This is a genomic window from Pseudomonas sp. NPDC087612, assembly GCF_044743505.1.
Lineage (GTDB): Bacteria > Pseudomonadota > Gammaproteobacteria > Pseudomonadales > Pseudomonadaceae > Aquipseudomonas.
The window spans coordinates 214,499-232,111 of sequence record NZ_JBIUWO010000003.1 but is presented as its reverse complement, the minus strand read 5'-3'; the positions used below and the strand labels follow the sequence as shown (position 1 = coordinate 232,111).

Annotated in this window: 12 protein-coding genes; 8 read left to right on the top strand and 4 right to left on the bottom strand. The window is 61.2% G+C overall.

Features of this window, described 5'->3' with window-relative positions:
• Positions 1 to 28: 28 nt before the first annotated feature.
• Positions 29 to 1,831: an acyl-CoA dehydrogenase gene (locus ACIOVF_RS07320; protein ID WP_401288498.1), complete on the bottom strand. Its 1,803-nt coding sequence runs from the start codon at positions 1,829 to 1,831 to the stop codon at positions 29 to 31.
• 189 nt (positions 1,832 to 2,020) lie between these two features.
• Between ACIOVF_RS07320 and ACIOVF_RS07315 the strand changes: the two genes are divergently transcribed.
• Positions 2,021 to 2,620, top strand: coding sequence for a hypothetical protein (locus ACIOVF_RS07315; protein WP_195885528.1), 600 nt, complete (start codon positions 2,021 to 2,023; stop codon positions 2,618 to 2,620).
• A 280-nt stretch (positions 2,621 to 2,900) separates the two neighbouring features.
• Here ACIOVF_RS07315 and putA read toward each other — a convergent pair whose 3' ends face one another.
• Positions 2,901 to 6,854, bottom strand: a complete 3,954-nt coding sequence (gene putA, locus ACIOVF_RS07310) for a trifunctional transcriptional regulator/proline dehydrogenase/L-glutamate gamma-semialdehyde dehydrogenase (RefSeq protein WP_401288494.1) — start codon at positions 6,852 to 6,854, stop codon at positions 2,901 to 2,903.
• Positions 6,855 to 7,206: 352 nt separating this feature from the next.
• Here putA and putP point away from each other — a divergent pair, with 352 nt between their 5' ends.
• A complete protein-coding gene (putP, locus tag ACIOVF_RS07305) occupies positions 7,207 to 8,691 on the top strand; it encodes a sodium/proline symporter PutP (protein WP_195885531.1) in 1,485 nt (494 codons plus the stop codon).
• Positions 8,692 to 8,945: 254 nt separating this feature from the next.
• Entirely contained in the window at positions 8,946 to 9,782 is an 837-nt protein-coding gene (locus tag ACIOVF_RS07300; protein WP_045193787.1) for a 23S rRNA (adenine(2030)-N(6))-methyltransferase RlmJ, read from the top strand.
• Positions 9,783 to 10,250: 468 nt separating this feature from the next.
• Here ACIOVF_RS07300 and ACIOVF_RS07295 read toward each other — a convergent pair whose 3' ends face one another.
• Both ACIOVF_RS07295 and ACIOVF_RS07290 read right to left on the bottom strand, forming a co-directional pair.
• Entirely contained in the window at positions 10,251 to 11,078 is an 828-nt protein-coding gene (locus tag ACIOVF_RS07295) for a lipid II-degrading bacteriocin (protein ID WP_401288489.1), read from the bottom strand.
• Between the two features lie 81 nt (positions 11,079 to 11,159).
• Positions 11,160 to 11,282, bottom strand: coding sequence for a hypothetical protein (locus tag ACIOVF_RS07290; protein ID WP_401288486.1), 123 nt, complete (start codon positions 11,280 to 11,282; stop codon positions 11,160 to 11,162).
• Positions 11,283 to 11,407: 125 nt separating this feature from the next.
• On the opposite strand from ACIOVF_RS07290, the gene ACIOVF_RS07285 reads away from it, so the two are divergent.
• Genes ACIOVF_RS07285 through ACIOVF_RS07265 form a run of 5 tightly spaced genes read left to right on the top strand, consistent with a single transcriptional unit; the run spans position 11,408 to position 17,580 of the window.
• Positions 11,408 to 13,165 (top strand): carbamoyltransferase, encoded by a 1,758-nt coding sequence (locus tag ACIOVF_RS07285; protein ID WP_038997493.1) that lies wholly within the window; start codon positions 11,408 to 11,410, stop codon positions 13,163 to 13,165.
• Complete coding sequence (locus ACIOVF_RS07280; RefSeq protein ID WP_258716226.1) at positions 13,149 to 14,279, top strand: glycosyltransferase; 1,131 nt, start codon at positions 13,149 to 13,151, stop codon at positions 14,277 to 14,279. The genes ACIOVF_RS07285 and ACIOVF_RS07280 overlap by 17 nt, the downstream gene beginning before the upstream one ends.
• Positions 14,279 to 15,175, top strand: coding sequence for an antimicrobial resistance protein Mig-14 (locus tag ACIOVF_RS07275; RefSeq protein WP_401288482.1), 897 nt, complete (start codon positions 14,279 to 14,281; stop codon positions 15,173 to 15,175). Before ACIOVF_RS07280 ends, ACIOVF_RS07275 begins: the two co-directional genes overlap by 1 nt.
• Positions 15,172 to 16,572 carry a PIG-L deacetylase family protein gene (locus tag ACIOVF_RS07270; protein ID WP_045193783.1) on the top strand — a complete coding sequence of 467 codons (1,401 nt, stop codon included), beginning with the start codon at positions 15,172 to 15,174 and terminating at the stop codon, positions 16,570 to 16,572. Before ACIOVF_RS07275 ends, ACIOVF_RS07270 begins: the two co-directional genes overlap by 4 nt.
• 51 nt (positions 16,573 to 16,623) lie before the next feature.
• Positions 16,624 to 17,580, top strand: a complete 957-nt coding sequence (locus ACIOVF_RS07265) for a glycosyltransferase (RefSeq protein ID WP_045193782.1) — start codon at positions 16,624 to 16,626, stop codon at positions 17,578 to 17,580.
• The last annotated feature ends 33 nt before the right edge of the window (positions 17,581 to 17,613 follow it).

The window sequence follows — 17,613 nt, the reverse complement described above, 5'->3', positions numbered from 1 at the left end:
GAACCTCCGTGTGCGCGGTGGTTCCCCCTCAGAACCACTCATCGTGCATGCTCAGGCAGGTATCGTCACGGGCCGCGAGCAATGCCAGCTCATTATGGCAGCCCGGCACTTCCCAGGTCAGGAAATAACGCGCGGCCTGCAATTTGCCCAGGTAGAAGTCGCGATCGGCCGGGTTGCCCCGGGCCAGGCCTTGTTCGGCGTGGATTGCCTGCTCCAGCCAGCGCCAGCCGATCACGCAGTGACCGAAAGCCTTTAGATACAGCGCCGAGTTGGCCAGGGCGGCATTGACCTGGCCCTGGGCCAGATCGCCGAGCAGGCCGAGGGTCACTTCCTGCAGGCGATTGAGCAACTGCTCCAGCGGTACCCGCAGACGATCCAGGCTGCTGTGCGGATGGGCTCTCTCGCAGGTGCTGGCGATCAGGCGGACCAGTTGCTTGAGCCCGGCACCACCGTTCTGCGCCAGCTTGCGCCCGAGCAGGTCCAGCGACTGGATGCCGTGGGTGCCTTCGTGAATCGGATTCAGGCGGTTGTCGCGGTAGTACTGTTCGACCGGGTACTCGCGGGTGTAGCCATGACCGCCGAGAATCTGGATGGCCAGCTCGTTGGCCTTGAGGCAAAACTCCGAAGGCCAGGACTTGACGATCGGCGTCAGCAGGTCGAGCAGTTCATGGGCCTGCTGGCGAACCGTATCGCTTTCGCCGCTCTGGGTGTCATCGAACAGCCGCGCGGCGTACAGGCCCAGGTCGAAGGCGCCTTCGACGTAGGCCTTCTGGGTCAGCAGCATGCGCTTGACGTCGCTGTGATTGATGATCGGCACGGCAGCGGTGGCCGGATCCTTGTTGTCTGGCAGGCGCCCTTGCGGACGCTGGCGGGCGTACTCCAGCGAGTACAGATAGCCGGCATAACCCAGCATCACCGCGCCCATGCCGACGCCGATACGCGCCTCGTTCATCATCTGGAACATGCAGGCCAGGCCCTGGTGTGGCTTGCCCACCAGGTAGCCGACGCACTGGCCGTTGTCGCCGAAGTTCAGCGCCGTCGAGGTGGTGCCGCGCCAGCCCATCTTGTGGAACAACCCGGCCAGCAACACATCGTTGCGCGGGCCGAGGCTGCCGTCGGCGTTGACCATGAACTTGGGCACGATAAACAGCGAAATGCCCTTCACCCCGGGCGGCGCATCGGGCAGCTTGGCCAGGACCATATGCACGATGTTTTCCGACAACGGATGGTCGCCGCCGGAAATGAATATCTTGTTGCCGCGCAGCCGATAGCTGCCATCGCCGGCTGGCTCGGCGCGGCTGCGAATATCGGCCAGGGACGAGCCAGCGTGCGGCTCGGTCAAGGCCATGGTGCCGAAGAAGCGGCCTTCGATCATCGGTTGCAGGAACAGGCGCTTCTGCTCGTCGCTGCCAAAGCTTTCAATCAGGTTGGCGGCGCCCATGGTCAGGAACGGGTACGCCGTGGTCCCGGCGTTGGCCGCCTGGAAGTGGGCGAAACAGGCTTGCGAGAGCAAGGTCGGCAACTGCATGCCACCGGCTTCGAAGTCGCGGCTGGCGTTGAGAAAGCCGGCTTCAAGGAAGGCATCGACCGCAGGCTTGACCTCGGGGATCAACAGCGCCTCGCCATTTTCATAGCGTGGCTCGTGCTCATCGCCCTTGCGATTATGCGGGGCGAAATACTTCTCGGCGATGGTCCGCGCAGTGCTCAGAGCGGCATCGAAGGTTTCGCGGTTGTGCTCGGCAAAGCGCGGGCGTTGGGTCAGGGCCTCGGCATCGAGCACTTCGTAGAGTTCGAAGGCCAGGTTGCGGGCGCTGAGCAGGGTCTCGGACATGGCGGCGTTCCTGTCTGGGGATGGGCCGAGTCTAGGTAGTGACGATGCTACTGCACAGTGAAATAGATACGGGTGATGGCAAGGCACAAGGCGTTTAGGAATGTTCGTACCCTTGCTTCGGAGCCAGAGGGCAGATCTGTGATGCACGAGCAGGCTTAGATAGTCGGCCCATTACCGAAGGCCGTAGCCATGACCACTAACAGCACCGCTTCGATGAGCCCTGATCTCTCTGATGCCACAGGCAGGGGGCCAATGTTCTTCGTCGTATCGATCAGAAAGTTGATCGTGATGAACCTGTTCACCTTTGGTTTTTATTGGCTTTTTTGCCATTACCAAAGCTGGGCGCTCTACCGGCGGGAAACCGGGGAGCGAGTGTTGCCGCTGGTAAGAAGCATCTTCGGCATTCTGTTTCTTTACAGCCTGCTGAGCAGGGTCGATCGGCAATTACACCTGTCTGGTCGTAGCTACAGGTGGTCACCGTTCTGGTTGGTATGCGCCTTGATCCTGCTGACAGCGCTCTCGTTGTGGGCAAACCAGATGATGGAGCTGGCGCCGCTGCCGTTGTTGAGTGCGGTATTGGCTATGGATGTCGTGATTCTTTGGGTAATGGCCAGGATTCAGGGGGCGATAAACACCTGCGTAGGCGACCCGAAAGGCCAGTCTAATTCCCGCTTGTCACTCCTGAATTGGGCCTGGATGTCGGTCGGGATTCTGGTTTGGATAGTGCTGGTGTCTTTTCTCGTGGTTTTGCTGGCAGGTTTTTTCATCGGGATCTTTGTTGATGTCTGAGGCCTTCAGTCGTCAGCCTATGAATCAGCTCCCACGTATGACCCGGTTTTGGTGGGGTGGGATGGATGCATTTTTTATAGTCTTTTATGTCCAGGGTAGTTTTCGTGGCGGTCAGATCCCCTGGTTTTCGTCATTGCTTCCGAGGTCGTGAAGGCGGGTAGCCTGGGGTGGCTGGTGCGTCATCAACGTGCGAAGTTTCTGGGCTAGAAAGCATCGCGGGTCAAGCCCGCTCCTACGCTGTAGGAGCGGGCTTGACCCGCGATAGAGGCGCTGCTGGCTATCAGCCGATAGTCATCAGGCTCGCGTTACCACCGGCAGCAGCAGTGTTGACGCTCAGTGCGCGCTCGATTACCAGGCGCTCCAGGGCAATCGCGGTTTCACCCGACGACAGGCCGTGAACACCGACGATGGCACCGGCGCGCTTGGCCACCTGCTCGCACACGGCGCGCAGTTGGTCGGAGTCGCCATGGTGGAGGACGGCGTCGAATACCACGTCATCCTTGTTCCAGTCGGTCACCAGCTGGATGCGCGCTTGCACTTCCTTCGGCAGGCGATTGCGCAGGGTCTTGCTCAGCTCGCCTTCCGGCCACACCGCCGAGCTGCCCACGGCCAGTACCGCCGCCAGTTGGGTCAGCAGGTCAGCTTCGACCTCGGCCAGGCACAGCACGTGCTCGCGCGGCAGGATGGTGTAGCTGTTGCGCTCGCCGGTCGGGCCCGCCAGCAGGCGGCTGATACCGCTTTGCGATTGCTGGGCGAACTGCTCGCACAGGCCGCTCAGGTCGTTCAGCTGATTGCTCGCCGCCCAGGCTTTGAGGGCTTGCAGCGGTTTGCTCAGGCTGTCGCGCAGGCGGGTGTCCGGGGCGTTTTCGCCGTCGGTGCGCTGGAACGACTGCTCGATGGCGCCCGCCGGGCGGGTCGACAGCAGGCGGTACAGGTACAGCGGGCCACCGGCTTTCGGGCCGGTACCGGACAGGCCTTCACCGCCGAATGGCTGCACGCCGACCACGGCGCCGACGATGTTGCGGTTGACGTAGACGTTACCGGCATTGACGTTGTCGATGACCTTGGCAATGGTTTCGTCGATCCGGGTGTGGACACCCAGGGTCAGGCCGTAGCCGGAGGCGTTGATCTGCTCGATCAACTGGTCGAGGTTCTTGCGGTTGTAGCGCACCACGTGCAGGACCGGGCCGAAGATCTCGCGCTGCAGTTCGTCGAAGCTTTCCAGTTCGATCAAGGTTGGCATCACGAAAGTGCCGCGCTTGATCTCTTCACCATCGGCGATTGCCATCTGGTACACGGTACGGCCTTTGTCGCGCATACCCTGGATGTGTTTCTCGATACCGGCCTTGGCTTCGGCGTCGATCACTGGGCCAATGTCCACGGCCAGGCGTTCAGGGTTGCCCAGGCGGCTTTCTGCCATGGCGCCCTTGAGCATTTCGATGACGCGGTCGGCAGAATCTTCCTGCAGGCACAGTACGCGCAGGGCCGAGCAACGCTGGCCAGCGCTGTCGAAGGCAGAAGATACGACGTCGATGACCACCTGTTCGGTGAGCGCCGAGGAGTCGACGATCATTGCGTTCTGGCCGCCGGTTTCGGCGATCAGCGGGATCGGACGGCCCTGGGCATCCAGGCGGCCGGCGATGTTGCGTTGCAGCAGGCGGGCGACTTCGGTAGAGCCGGTGAACATCACGCCTTTGACCCGATCGTCACCGACCAGGCGGGCGCCGACGGTTTCGCCGCGGCCCGGCAGCAGTTGCACTACGCCTTCGGGGATACCGGCTTCGAGCAGCAGGCGCACGGCCTGGGCGGCAACCAGCGGGGTCTGTTCGGCCGGCTTGGCCAGCACCGGGTTACCGGCGGCAAGGGCCGCGGCAACCTGGCCGCTGAAGATCGCCAGCGGGAAGTTCCATGGGCTGATGCACACTACCGGACCCAGCGGGCGGTGAGCGTCGTTGCTGAAATCGTTGCGCGCCTGGACGGCGTAGTAACGCAGGAAGTCGACGGCTTCACGCACTTCGGCGATGGCGTTGGCGAAGGTCTTGCCGGCTTCACGGGCGAGCAGGCCCATCAGCGGCTGGATCTCGGCTTCCATCAGGTCGGCGGCACGCTCCAGGATCGCGGCGCGTTCGGCCGGCGGGGTGGCCTGCCAGATCGGCGCGGCATTGAGCGCGCACTGGATGGCGTTGTCGACGTCAGTGACGTTGGCTTCCTGGACATGACCGACCACATCGCGCAGGTCAGCCGGGTTCAGCACCGGCGCAGCTGCTTCGTTGCTGGCGGCGCAACCGAGCATAGGCGCGGCTTTCCAGTCGTTGTGGGCGCTGGCCAGCAGAGCGCAGGACAGCGAAGCCAGGCGGTGTTCGTTGGCCAGGTCGATACCGGCGGAGTTGGCCCGCTCGGTGCCATACAGGTCACGCGGCAGCGGAATGCGCGGGTGCGGCAGGCCGGTATTGCCTTCCTGGGTAGCCATCTGTTCGATGGTGGCGACCGGGTCGGCAACCAGTTCCTGGATCGAGATCGACTGGTCGGCAATACGGTTGACGAACGAGGTGTTGGCGCCGTTTTCCAGCAGGCGGCGAACCAGGTAGGCCAGCAGGGTTTCGTGGGTGCCGACCGGGGCATACACGCGGCACGGACGGTTCAGCTTGCCATCGGCGACCTTGCCGACAACCTGCTCGTACAGTGGCTCACCCATACCGTGCAGGCACTGGAATTCGTACTGGCCCGGGTAATAGTTCTGGCCGGCGATATGGTAGATGGCCGACAGGGTGTGGGCGTTGTGGGTGGCGAACTGCGGGTAGATGACTTCCGGCACCGACAGCAGTTTGCGTGCACAAGCAATGTAGGAAACGTCGGTGTACACCTTGCGGGTATACACCGGGTAGCCTTCCAGGCCTTCGACCTGGGCGCGCTTGATCTCGCTGTCCCAGTAAGCACCTTTTACCAGGCGGATCATCAGGCGATGGCGGCTGCGGCGGGCCAGGTCAATGACATAGTCGATCACATACGGGCAGCGCTTCTGGTAAGCCTGGATGACGAAACCGACACCGTTCCAGCCGGTCAGTTGCGGCTCGAAGCACAGGCGCTCGAGCAGGTCCAGCGACAGCTCCAGGCGGTCGGCTTCCTCGGCGTCGATGTTCAGGCCGATGTCGTATTGCTTGGCCAGCAGGGTCAGCGACAGCAGGCGCGGGTACAGCTCGTCCATGACGCGCTCGTACTGGGCGCGGCTGTAGCGTGGGTGCAGGGCCGAGAGCTTGATCGAGATGCCCGGGCCTTCATAGATGCCGCGACCGTGGGAAGCCTTGCCGATCGAATGGATAGCCTGCTCGTAGGACGCCAGGTATTTCTGCGCGTCATGTTCGGTCAGCGCCGCTTCGCCGAGCATGTCGTAGGAATAACGGAAGCCTTTGGCTTCGAACTTGCTGGCGTTGGCCAGGGCTTCGGCGATGGTTTCGCCGGTCACGAACTGCTCGCCCATCAGGCGCATGGCCATGTCGACGCCCTTGCGGATCATCGGCTCGCCGCTCTTGCCGATGATGCGGCTGAGCGAAGAGGTGAGGCCGGATTCGTTGTGGGTCGAGACCAGTTTGCCGGTCAGTAGCAAGCCCCAGGTGGCGGCGTTGACGAACAGCGACGGGCTGTTGCCCAGGTGCGGCTGCCAGTTGCCGGTGCTGATCTTGTCGCGGATCAGGGCGTCGCGGGTGCCTTTGTCGGGGATGCGCAGCAGGGCTTCGGCCAGGCACATCAGCGCCACGCCTTCCTGCGACGACAGGGAGAATTCCTGCAGCAGGCCCTGAACGATGCCGGCACGGCCGCCAGCGCTCTTCTGGTTACGCAGTTTTTCGGCGATGCCGGCGGCCAGCTTGTTGGTGGCCTCGGCCATGGCGGCCGGCAGGCGCGCCTGTTCCAGCAGCATCGGTACCACTTCCGGCTCAGGGCGGCGGTAGGCGGCGGTGATGGCCGAGCGCAAGACCGGCTGCGGCAGGATGCTTTCGGCAAATTCGAGGAAGCACTGGTGGGCGTGGTCGGCCTGTACTTCGCCGGCATCGTCGGCATGAAGGCCGGGCTGACCGTTGAGTTCGGTCAGGGTGGCGCCACCCTCGAGCTTCTCCAGATAGTTGAAGATCGCTTGCTTGATCAACCAGTGCGGCGTGCGATCGATAGAGGTCGCAGCTGCTTTGAGTCGCTCACGGGTAGGGTCGTCGAGTTTGACCCCAAGGGTGGTCGTCGCCATTTCTTATCCTCATTATTGCCACAGGCTGTGGCTTAAGCTGGCGCCAAGATTAGCCGTGCGCGATTTTGGGTGCAACCTAGTGCAACCCAAAATATGCAGGAAAAAAGTGCTACTCGTCCGGAGGGTAAAACCACACAGCAAAAATGGCTGTTTGTGGTGCATTTTCTTCTGAAAACAGGTCTTCTTGCTCCAAAAGGGAGCAAAAACCCGCTGTTACGCAAAATTTCCGACGAGGTGCAACTTGATTGTAAAAACAGGTTGCACCCTCTTTGCGTTGTTGCATAGGATTCGCGGCCTGGGTGCAACCTCTTCGAGGCTGTCGCTACATAAAAACAAACGCCAGGGCGCAACAATGAGTGTAAGCAATCCAACCTTGATCACGTTCGTGATCTATATCGCGGCAATGGTGCTGATCGGCTTCATGGCCTATCGCTCTACCAACAACCTCTCTGACTACATTCTTGGCGGTCGCAGCCTCGGCAGCGTGGTTACCGCGCTTTCGGCCGGTGCCTCGGACATGAGTGGCTGGCTGTTGATGGGCCTGCCGGGCGCCATCTACATGTCGGGCCTGTCGGAAAGCTGGATCGCCATCGGCCTGATCATCGGTGCCTACCTGAACTGGCTGTTCGTCGCCGGCCGCCTGCGGGTGCAGACCGAGCACAACGGTGATGCGCTGACCCTGCCGGATTACTTCTCCAGCCGCTTCGAAGATAACAGCGGGCTGCTGCGGATCATCTCCGCCGTGGTGATCCTGGTGTTCTTCACCATCTATTGCGCTTCCGGCATCGTCGCCGGCGCCCGCCTGTTCGAAAGCACCTTCGGCATGTCCTACGAGACAGCGCTGTGGGCTGGTGCGGCGGCAACCATTGCCTACACCTTCGTGGGTGGCTTCCTGGCGGTGAGCTGGACCGATACCGTCCAGGCTACGCTGATGATCTTCGCCCTGATCCTGACCCCGGTGATCGTTCTGATCGCAACCGGTGGTTTCGATACCACCTTCGCGGCTATCGAGCTGAAGGACGCAGGCAACTTCGACATGCTCAAGGGCACTACCTTCATCGGCATCATTTCGCTGATGGGTTGGGGTCTGGGCTACTTCGGCCAGCCGCACATCCTGGCGCGCTTCATGGCCGCTGACTCGGTCAAGTCGATCGCCAAGGCCCGTCGCATCTCCATGACCTGGATGATCCTCTGCCTGGTCGGTACCTGCGCCGTTGGCTTCTTCGGTATCGCCTACTTCTCGGCGCACCCTGAAGTTGCTGGCCCGGTCACCGAGAACCACGAGCGTGTGTTCATCGAGCTGGCCAAGATCCTCTTCAACCCATGGATTGCCGGTGTCCTGCTGTCGGCCATCCTGGCGGCTGTCATGAGTACCCTGAGCTGCCAGCTGCTGGTGTGCTCCAGCGCCCTGACCGAAGACTTCTACAAGACCTTCCTGCGCAAGGGTGCCTCGCAGCTGGAGCTGGTCTGGGTCGGTCGCGCCATGGTGCTGCTGGTGGCCGTGGTCGCCATCCTGATCGCCTCCAATCCTGAGAACCGCGTGCTGGGCCTGGTCAGCTACGCCTGGGCCGGCTTCGGTGCTGCCTTCGGTCCGGTGGTACTGATCTCGGTACTGTGGAAAGGCATGACCCGTGACGGCGCACTGGCCGGTATCCTGGTCGGTGCGATCACCGTGGTGGTGTGGAAGCACTTCTCCATCTGGGGTCTGTACGAAATCATCCCGGGCTTCATCCTCGGCGCCCTGGCGATCTACTTCGTCAGCCGGGCCGGCAGCCCGTCGAAGGCGATGGTTTCGCGCTTCGAAGCCGCCGACGAGGCGTTCAAGGCCGGTCATTGATCGACTGTTGAGCTTCGCCTGACCACGGCCCGGCCTTCTTGTGGGAGCGGGCCTTGTCCCGCGATCGAGCGCGAAGCGGTCGCAATTCAGGTAGCAGCAGGTGGGCTGGCGGCATTGGTCTCATCGCGGGGCAAGCCCGCTCCCACTGGGCTTGACCCGCGATGGCTGACATCGCGGGTCAAGCCGCATCTGCGCATCGCCGCTCCCCCTGTTGTGCATGACAAGGTAAACTGCGCGGTCTTGCAGGAGTTGCCATGAACTATCGTCACGCCTTCCACGCCGGCAACCACGCCGACGTCTTCAAACACCTTGTGCTGACCCGCCTTATCGCCTTGATGTCGCGCAAGGAGCAGCCGTTTGCCTACCTCGACACCCACGCAGGCCTGGGTCTTTACGACCTGCAGGGCGATCAGGCGACACGTACCGGCGAGTGGCTGGAAGGTATCGGCCGCCTCTGGGGGCGCGACGACCTGCCGGAAATCACCGCGGACTACCTGCGCATCCTGCGTAAGATGAACCCCGACGGCGAGCTGCGCTATTACCCGGGTTCCCCGGAGCTGGCGCGGCGTCTGGCCCGCCAGCAGGATCGCGTGCTGCTCAACGAGAAGCACCCCGAAGACGGTCGCCTGCTCAAGGACAACATGAAGAAGGACCCGCGCGTTGCCGTGCACCTGGGCGAGGGTTGGCATGTGCCGCGGGCCTTGCTGCCGGTGCAGGAAAAACGTGCGGTGATGCTCATCGACCCGCCGTTCGAGCAGGCGGATGAGCTCAAGCGTTGCACCCAGGCGATGAAAGAGACCATCAGTCGTATGCGCCAGACTGTCGCGGCCATCTGGTACCCGATCAAGGACCAGCGCCAGCTGGTGCGCTTCTACCAGGACCTGACCAGCACCGGCGCGCCCAAGCTGCTGCGGGTCGAGCTGTACGTGCACCCTCAGGACAGTCCGCAGGGTCTCAACGGCTCGGGCCTGGCCATCGCCAACCCGCCATGGGGCCTGGAAGAAGAGCTGCGCACGCTGTTGCCATGGCTGTCGCAGGTGCTGGCGCAGACCCAGGGTAGCTGGCGGATGGATTGGCTGATCGCCGAATAAGCGCGGCAGGAGCGGTAGGCAATCAGACTTTGATTGCCCACAGTTACTGGCTAGGTGCTTTGAAGCGGGCCCGGATCAGGATGCTCGATGCTGCAGCGCTTGCCAGGAACAAGGCTCCGGGAAGTATTGTGGCGATAGACACGCTGCCATAGCTTGTCGTAACAAATAACCCAACTAATGAAGTCGCTATTGTCGGAAGGTTTGCCAGCAGGCTCACTGATCGGCTTATCACTTTGTGTCTTATCTTGTTGGCTAAAAAATTTGCAATGCTTGAGAGCGCGATGCTAGGTGCTCCGAGCATGGCGATAATAACCGTCCAGATTGCGGAGGCCGGCACCCCTCTGGTGTCGAGTGGATCGTCCGGGTTTTCAGGGATGCCTTGAACGGCCAATGTAAGGCTGATCCATGCTAGTGTCAGAAGTAATGAGGGTAGAAGTAGAGTTGCCGTCGTTATAAGGGTTGGCGCTTTCATGGGGTCGTTGAATAGTTGATTGGCAATGAGCCCGGCATTTCAATTTCGTAGCTCACTGCATTGGTGACTTTGAACATGCTTCTCAATGCCGTAGTAGCTGATTCGTCGAGAGGTATTCTGTGATCGCTTGCTTCTGCATCGTATAGATCGTTGTACGCTTTTGCCTGTCCCGAGAAGCTGACGTTTCCCTCGCTGTCTCGAGTTATTGTGCCAATAATTCGTAATGTTATATTGCCGAGATAGGTCCTAGCTACGAACGAGTCTTGGCCTGTGTAATACGGTACATTGATGTCAATTTGTGTTGAGCCAATTTCTGCAGCCTCGATTAGACTCTTGAGTTCTGGGATTTTTTCGACGCTGGGAGAGATTCCGATGTCTTTCAGAGAGACTGTGGCTTTTGCCCCTTTGCCATAGATGGCATGCGCGATGGCTTTTGTGGCGGTAAAAATTCCTCCGGAAAATTGCACTTCGGTTGTCAGGGATGGTGATTTGTCTGCTCCGTAAGTATTGGCCCTGATGCGCCCCTTATGCCATGCCACTTTGTTTTCTAGTGTCGGGTCGAGCGCTTTTAGTTGGTCGGCGGGGTGGGCGCAAATAAGATCCAGGGTCATTAGGCCGGGGGAGAAGGGAGGCTTGTTGTATTGCGCTCTTTTTAGGTCGAGGCAAAGCATTGACCACCAATTGCCAGATAGATAAGCCTCGTTTCGCTGGCTCCACATTCTGGCAATAACCAGGGGGTGCCCTGGCGGTGTTTGTCCGCCTTTTGAAGTAGGGGTTCCATAGTCATCTGGGTAAACAATTGTGGGTGCAAGTTCAATTTGCATGTGTGTGCCCTTGTTTGTTGATGGTCGTCTGGTGTTGACTATCTAATTCTTATCGGGCTTTTGTGTATATATAGAAACTTCTCACGGCAATGTAAGTTGTTTCTTTTTCTTTTTCTTTTTCTTTTTCTTTTCGCTGAAGTCGTATGAGTGCATGCCGTTGTGGGGCTTTCGTTCGGGCAATGACCGCGCGGTGCCTTCATTCATCACCTGCGATCTGTCCAATTCCACCCGGTGCCGCGTTGCAGGTGAATGCGCTATAATCCCGCCCTTTCGCTGCCATCCGCCCTCCGGGCCGAGGCGCACTTTTACAGATTGAAGAGGCTAGACCCTTGGCATTGACGATTCTTGGCCTGTCCGGCGCCCTTAGTCATGACCCTTCCGCGGCCCTGTACATCGACGGCAAGCTGATTGCCGCCGCTGAAGAAGAGCGCTTCGTGCGCGATAAACATGCAAAGAACCGCATGCCCTACGAATCGGCGAAGTTCTGCCTGGAACAGGCCGGTATCAAGCCGTCCGACGTTGATGTGGTGGCGATTCCGTTCGCCCCGATCAGCCTGTTCGGCGAGGCTCGCTGGCACTACGCCAAGCGTTACTGGTACGCCCCGGACCGCGCCCTTGACGCGATCCTGATGGGCAACCGTCGCTACAAGCGCTACCGCAAGAAGATCGTCTGGTGCCTGGAGCAACTGGGCTTCGACCCGAAAAAGGTCAAGATCGAGCCGGTCGAGCACCACCTGGCCCACGCCTCCAGTGCCTACCACTGCTCCGGTTTCAAAGAGAAAACCGCGATCCTCGGTATCGACGGTAAGGGCGAATACGCCACGACCTTCTTTGGCTACGGCGAAAACGGCAAGATCCACAAGATCAAGGAATTCTTCGATCCGGACTCCCTCGGTGGCCTGTACGGCGCGATCACCGAGTTCCTCGGTTTCGAAATGCTCGATGGCGAGTTCAAGGTCATGGGCATGGCGCCTTACGGCGACGCCAGCAAGTACGATTTCTCGCGCCTGGCCTCGTTCGAAAACGGCGAGCTGGTGATCAACACCGACTACGCCAATGTCATCGGCCTGCGTCGTTATAAAGAGAAGGGCAAGGGTTTCTACTTCTCGCCAAAACTGATCGAGTGGCTGGGCCCGAAACGCGAAGGCGACATCGCCGACGAGCCGTACATCCACTACGCCGCGAGCATGCAGGCGCTGTTTGAGAAGCTCGCCCTGCAGATGATCGACCACTACCTGGGCGACATCCTCAAGGAGACCGGCAAACTGGCCTTCGCTGGCGGCTGCGCGCTGAACGTCAAGCTCAACCAGAAGATCATTGCCCGCCCTGACCTCAAGGAACTGTTCGTCCAGCCGGCTTCCGGCGACGCCGGCACCGCGGTCGGAGCTGCTGCTTATGTGTCCCACGCCCGTGGTGTACCGGTCGAGAAGATGGAGCACGTCTACCTCGGCCCTGCGTACTCCAACGAAGACGTGATCGCCGCCTGTGCCCGTCATCCGAGCCAGCCAAAATGGCGCAAGCTGGAGAACATGCCCGAGCAGATCGCCAAGATCATGGTCGACGGCAACCCGGTGGCCTGGTTCCAGGGCCGCATGGAGTTCGGCCCGCGTGCCCTCGGCGGTCGTTCGATCATCGGTTGCCCGAGCGTGGAAGGCGTTGCCGACCGCATCAACCACCAGATCAAGTTCCGCGAGCGCTGGAGGCCTTTCTGCCCGTCGATGCTCGACACCGTCGCGCCGCAGATGATCAAGATCGATCACCCGGCGCCGTTCATGACCTTCACCTTCGAAGTGGCTGAAGAGTGGAAGACCCGCGTGCCGGAAGTCGTCCACGAAGACGGCACCTCGCGCGCCCAGGTGCTCAAGCGCGAGTACAACCCGCGCTACTACGACATGATGAAGGCGCTGGAGACCCTGACCGGCAACGGCGTGTCGCTGAATACTTCGCTCAACCGTCGTGGCGAGCCGATGATCTGCTCGCCGACCGATGCGCTGAACATGTTCTTCGGCTCGGACCTGCAGTACCTGATCATGGAAGACATCCTGGTGGTCAAGGACGGCGCGGACACTTATGACGTCCAGGGCTGAAAAACGCGTCCTGCAGTTCTGTCATGGTTATGACGGTCCGTTCCTGGACTGTGCGCGCCAGTACGCCAGCCTGTTCGACGGTAGCGGCTACAAGGTCACGACGGTGTTCCTGACCGGCGCTGCCGACCCTCAGGTCGCGGCCGGCTGCGCCTCGGACGAGGTGATCTTCCTCGAGTTCAGCTCCAAGGCCATTCGTGGCCTGAAGCTGGGGGCGATCCGCGCCTTGCGGCGGATCGTCGCCAGCCGCCAGTTCAGCTTCTGCATCGCGCACCGCTTCAAGCCGATCTATATCGCCTTGCTCGGCAGCAACTTGCCAGTGATCGGCGTGCACCACGCCTTCGGTGACTACCTGCGCCGCAGCCGCCAGCTGTTTGCCAACCTGTTCAGCAAACGCCTGAGCCTGCTCGGTGTTTCTGACGCAGTGCGCGACGACATGCGCAAATGCCTGCGCAAGTGGCCGGCCGAGCGTATCCAGACCCTCTACAACCGCATCGACATCGAGGCGCTGCAGGCCAGCCAGGTGCCCGCCGCGCAGGCGCGCGAGGCGTTGGGCCTGGACCCGCAAGCGTGGATCGTCGGCAACGTCGGCCGCCTGCATCCAGACAAAGACCAGGCCACCTTGCTGCGTGGTTTTGCCCAGGCCTTGCCGCAACTGCCGGCCGGCGCTCGCCTGGCCATTCTTGGCAAGGGTCGCCTGGAGCAGCAACTCAAAGAGCAGGCCGCCGAACTGGGAATCGCCGCGCACGTGGACTTTCTCGGTCAGGTGCCTGACGCTCGTCGCTACTTTCGTGCTTTTGACGCCTTCGCCTTGAGCTCCGACCATGAGCCGTTCGGCATGGTCCTGCTCGAAGCCATGGTCGCCGGCGTGCCGCTACTGGCTACGGCCTGCGGCGGTGCGGTCGAGGTGGTCGAGGGTGTCGGCATCCTCTTCCCGCTGGGCGACGCCGAGCGTCTTGGGCAAGGTTTGCAGCACCTGGCCGCACTGGATGCCGGGCAGCGCCAGGAGTGCGCCGGGCGCATGCTTGAGCGTTTGCGTGAGCGCTTCTCCGATGCCGCAGTGCGCGAGTCCTTCTGGCAACTGCCGCACGTTCGTGCCCTGACAGCGGAGGCCTGATGCTCAACCATATTCAGGGCTGGCGCGAGCGCGGCTGGACGCAGATCGATGCGCCAACCTACGCCCTGGCCTGGGAAAAGTTTGGCGGCAGTGTCGCCACCCATCCACTGGTTGTTGAACAGCTGGCTGACCTGGCGCAGATCCCGGTGCGTTACCTGGGCTGGGAGCAAAACGGCGAGCTCAAGGCTGCGATTCCCACCTGGGGTCGCTACCTGGCGCTGTCCAAGGATGTGCTTAAGCGTCAGGGCAAAAAAGGCCTGTACGACCTGGGCAATGCCGAGCTGATCCTGCCCGCCGCTGCCGATGCCCAGGCGCCGCTGCGTCATGCCGGGCGTTATCTGTCCGAGCTCAACCAGGGCCGTTTTGCCAACCTCAAGGCGCAGGCCGAATCGCTGGCCATGGCGCGTACGCCGGAAGACCTGTCGAAGAAGTTTCGCTACAACCAGCGCCGTGAATTGCGCTTGCTGGAAGAGGCGGGCGGCCAGGTGCGGCCGGTCACGGATTTTTCCAGTAGCGAACTTGCGGCGATCTACTGCGACCTGTTCCAGCGCCGCTGGGAGTTTCCGGCTACTGGCGCCGAGCGCATGGCCGAGGTGATCGAGCGCCTGCGCGAGCTGTTGATCGGTTCGGTGCTGTTTCTTGACGATGCGCCGATTGCCATCCAGTTGGTTTATCGGGTCGAGGCGCCAGCGTGGATCAGCGTCGAGTACATCAACGGTGGTGTCGATCCGCAAACCAAGGCTTTCAGCCCAGGTAGCGTGCTCAGCTTCCTCAATACCCAGGCTGCCTGGGAAGATGCCCGTGCGCGTAACAAACCGCTGCGGTTCTCCTTCGGCCGTGCCGATCGCGAGTACAAGGACCGTTGGTGCAACCCCGTGCCGGTGTTTCAGGTGTGAGCCGCAAGCAGCAGTTGCTCAAGCGCCACCGGCGCAATAAGCGCCTGGGGCTGCTGATTGGCCTGCTGGTGCTGCTCGCCCTGGGCGTTTTTGTCCAGTGGTGGCTGCCGCTGCTGCTGGTGCCGTTGTTGTGGGTGGCCCATGAGGCGTGGTTTGCCGACCACCTGTTCTATTCACCAGCTGAAGACTATCAGTATCAGTTCCCTCCAGACTGCCTGGCCTATCCGCTCGAGTTGGTCGACGGCTTGCTGCGTCTGCCATCGCCGCTGCCGCTTGGCGCCGAGCAAACGCTGATTTTGCAGTTGCGCCTCAAGAGCAATTGGCTGGGGCGGTTTCTTGATCCTGCGGTAAGCCTGGGCAGTGACGACGTTCAGACGTTCGAGCGGGGCGTGAACGGCCTGCGTTACCTGAACCTCACTGGGCTGGCCGAGGCGTTGATGGCTGGACAGTTGCGCCTGCGTGGCCGGCATTGCCGCCTGGTGGGCGAGGCAACGCTATGGGTTGCACCAGAAGCCGATCTTCGCCAGCGCCGGGTCATGGTCATTGCGCCCCATGCCGATGATGCCGAGCTCGCAGCCTTTGGCTTCTACAGCCAGGCCGAGGAGACCTGGGTGGTGACCTTGACTGCCGGTGAAATCGAAGCCGAACACTACCAGCAAATGGGCCTGGAAAAGGCCGATGCTGCGCGCCTGAAAGGCCGTTTACGAGCCTGGGACAGCATCGCTGTGCCGCGTTGGGCCGGGGTGCCCGAGTCTCGCTGCGTGCAGCTGGGGTATTTCTGCTTGCAACTCCCGGCCATGCAGGCCGCGCCTGCAGAGCCAATGGCTTCGCGCGAGGCCGGGCTTGCCGATACCCGCCTGTTTCGCCAGTTCAACCCGCTGACCCTGCCGGGTGATGAAGACGGCGCGCCAACCTGGAACAACCTGCTGGCCGATCTGCGTGCACTGTTGCTCAGGGCCCGGCCGCAGGTGCTGGTGATGCCGCACCCGACCCTCGATCCGCACCCTGATCATATCTGCGCCCAGGCTGCTGTGCTCGAAGCGCTGCAAGGCCTTGAGTGGCAGCCTGAAACCCTGCTGTGCTATGCCAATCACCTGCATGACAACGACCGCTGGCCCATGGGTGATAGCGGTGCAGGCATTGCTTTGCCGCCGCAACTGCAAGCAGCCCAGGCCTGGTCTCCCTACTGCCTGGTGCTGGGCCTGCCCGCCCAGCGCGACAAAGCCATGGCCCTGGGCATGATGCACGACCTGCAGCCGCCTGCGCCGTTCAAGCGCCGCCTGCGCCGCCTGCTGCAACGCTGGCTGGCCGGGCGTCGTCCTTCGCCCTATGGCGAGAACGAATTCTTTCGCAAGGCTGTGCGTCGACACGAATTGTTCTGGCGTCGTGAGCTCTGATCACGATGCTACAAGATTGAAAGCTGTGGCCTGAGCGCCGCAAGGAAGACAATGAAAGTTCTATTTCTGGTGCAGAAAGAACAACGGGCGATCCTCGACCGTTTGTATGACGGCGTTGCTGCGCACAGCGACTGCGACCTGCGCTGGCTGAGCAGTGACGAGCAGCGCAACCTGCGCCGCTACTTCCGCCGCGAAGTCGACGTCGACAAGTACGACCGGATCGTGTTTTTCCTGCGCTTCAAGCAAGAGATTCGCCAGGTCGGTTTCATTCGTACGGTGCCCAATCTGGTCATCCTCGAACATGATGCCTACCAGAACTACATCCCCTGCAAGTACACCGGCAAGTTCAGCGCCCATTACCGCCAACTGCCTTGGGCGCGGGTCATCAGTTCCGGTTACATGGTCAGTGAGCGCCTGCGCCAGGAGGGGTTCGATGCCGAGTTCGTACCCAAGGGCTACGACCAGCAGCTGTTGGCCGACCAGGGTCGTGAACGGGATATCGAGCTGGCTTTTGTCGGCAGCACCAACAGCGTTGCCTACAGTGGCCGCAAGGCGTTGCTCGATGAATTGGCGCAGGTGGAAAACCTGCTGGTAACCCGTACCAAGTCCGGTGAAGAGTATTGCGACACGCTCAACCGCATCCGTTTTTTTGTTAGCGCGGATGTCGGCATGGGCGAATACATGATCAAGAATTTCGAGGCGATGGCCTGTGGCTGCGTTTTGCTGGCCTTTGACCAGGGTGAGGCGGAAAATCGCGCCCTGGGTTTGAAAGACATGCATAACGTGGTGCTCTATGACAGCATTGCCCAGTTGCAAGAGAAGCTGAAAGTATTGCGTGCCGACCCCGGGCTGGTCGAGCGTATCGGCAACAACGGCCGTGATCTGGCCGTCTCGCAATTCAGCTTCGCCCAGGTAGGTCGTAGCATCGTGGAAAAAATGCAGCCACCTCTTCGTCCCCGTCCAGCCCTGACCGGCTGGCAACGCTTGCGTTTGAGACTGGGCATATGAGCCGGCTGTCCTGAAACCAGGCAAGTAGTCTCG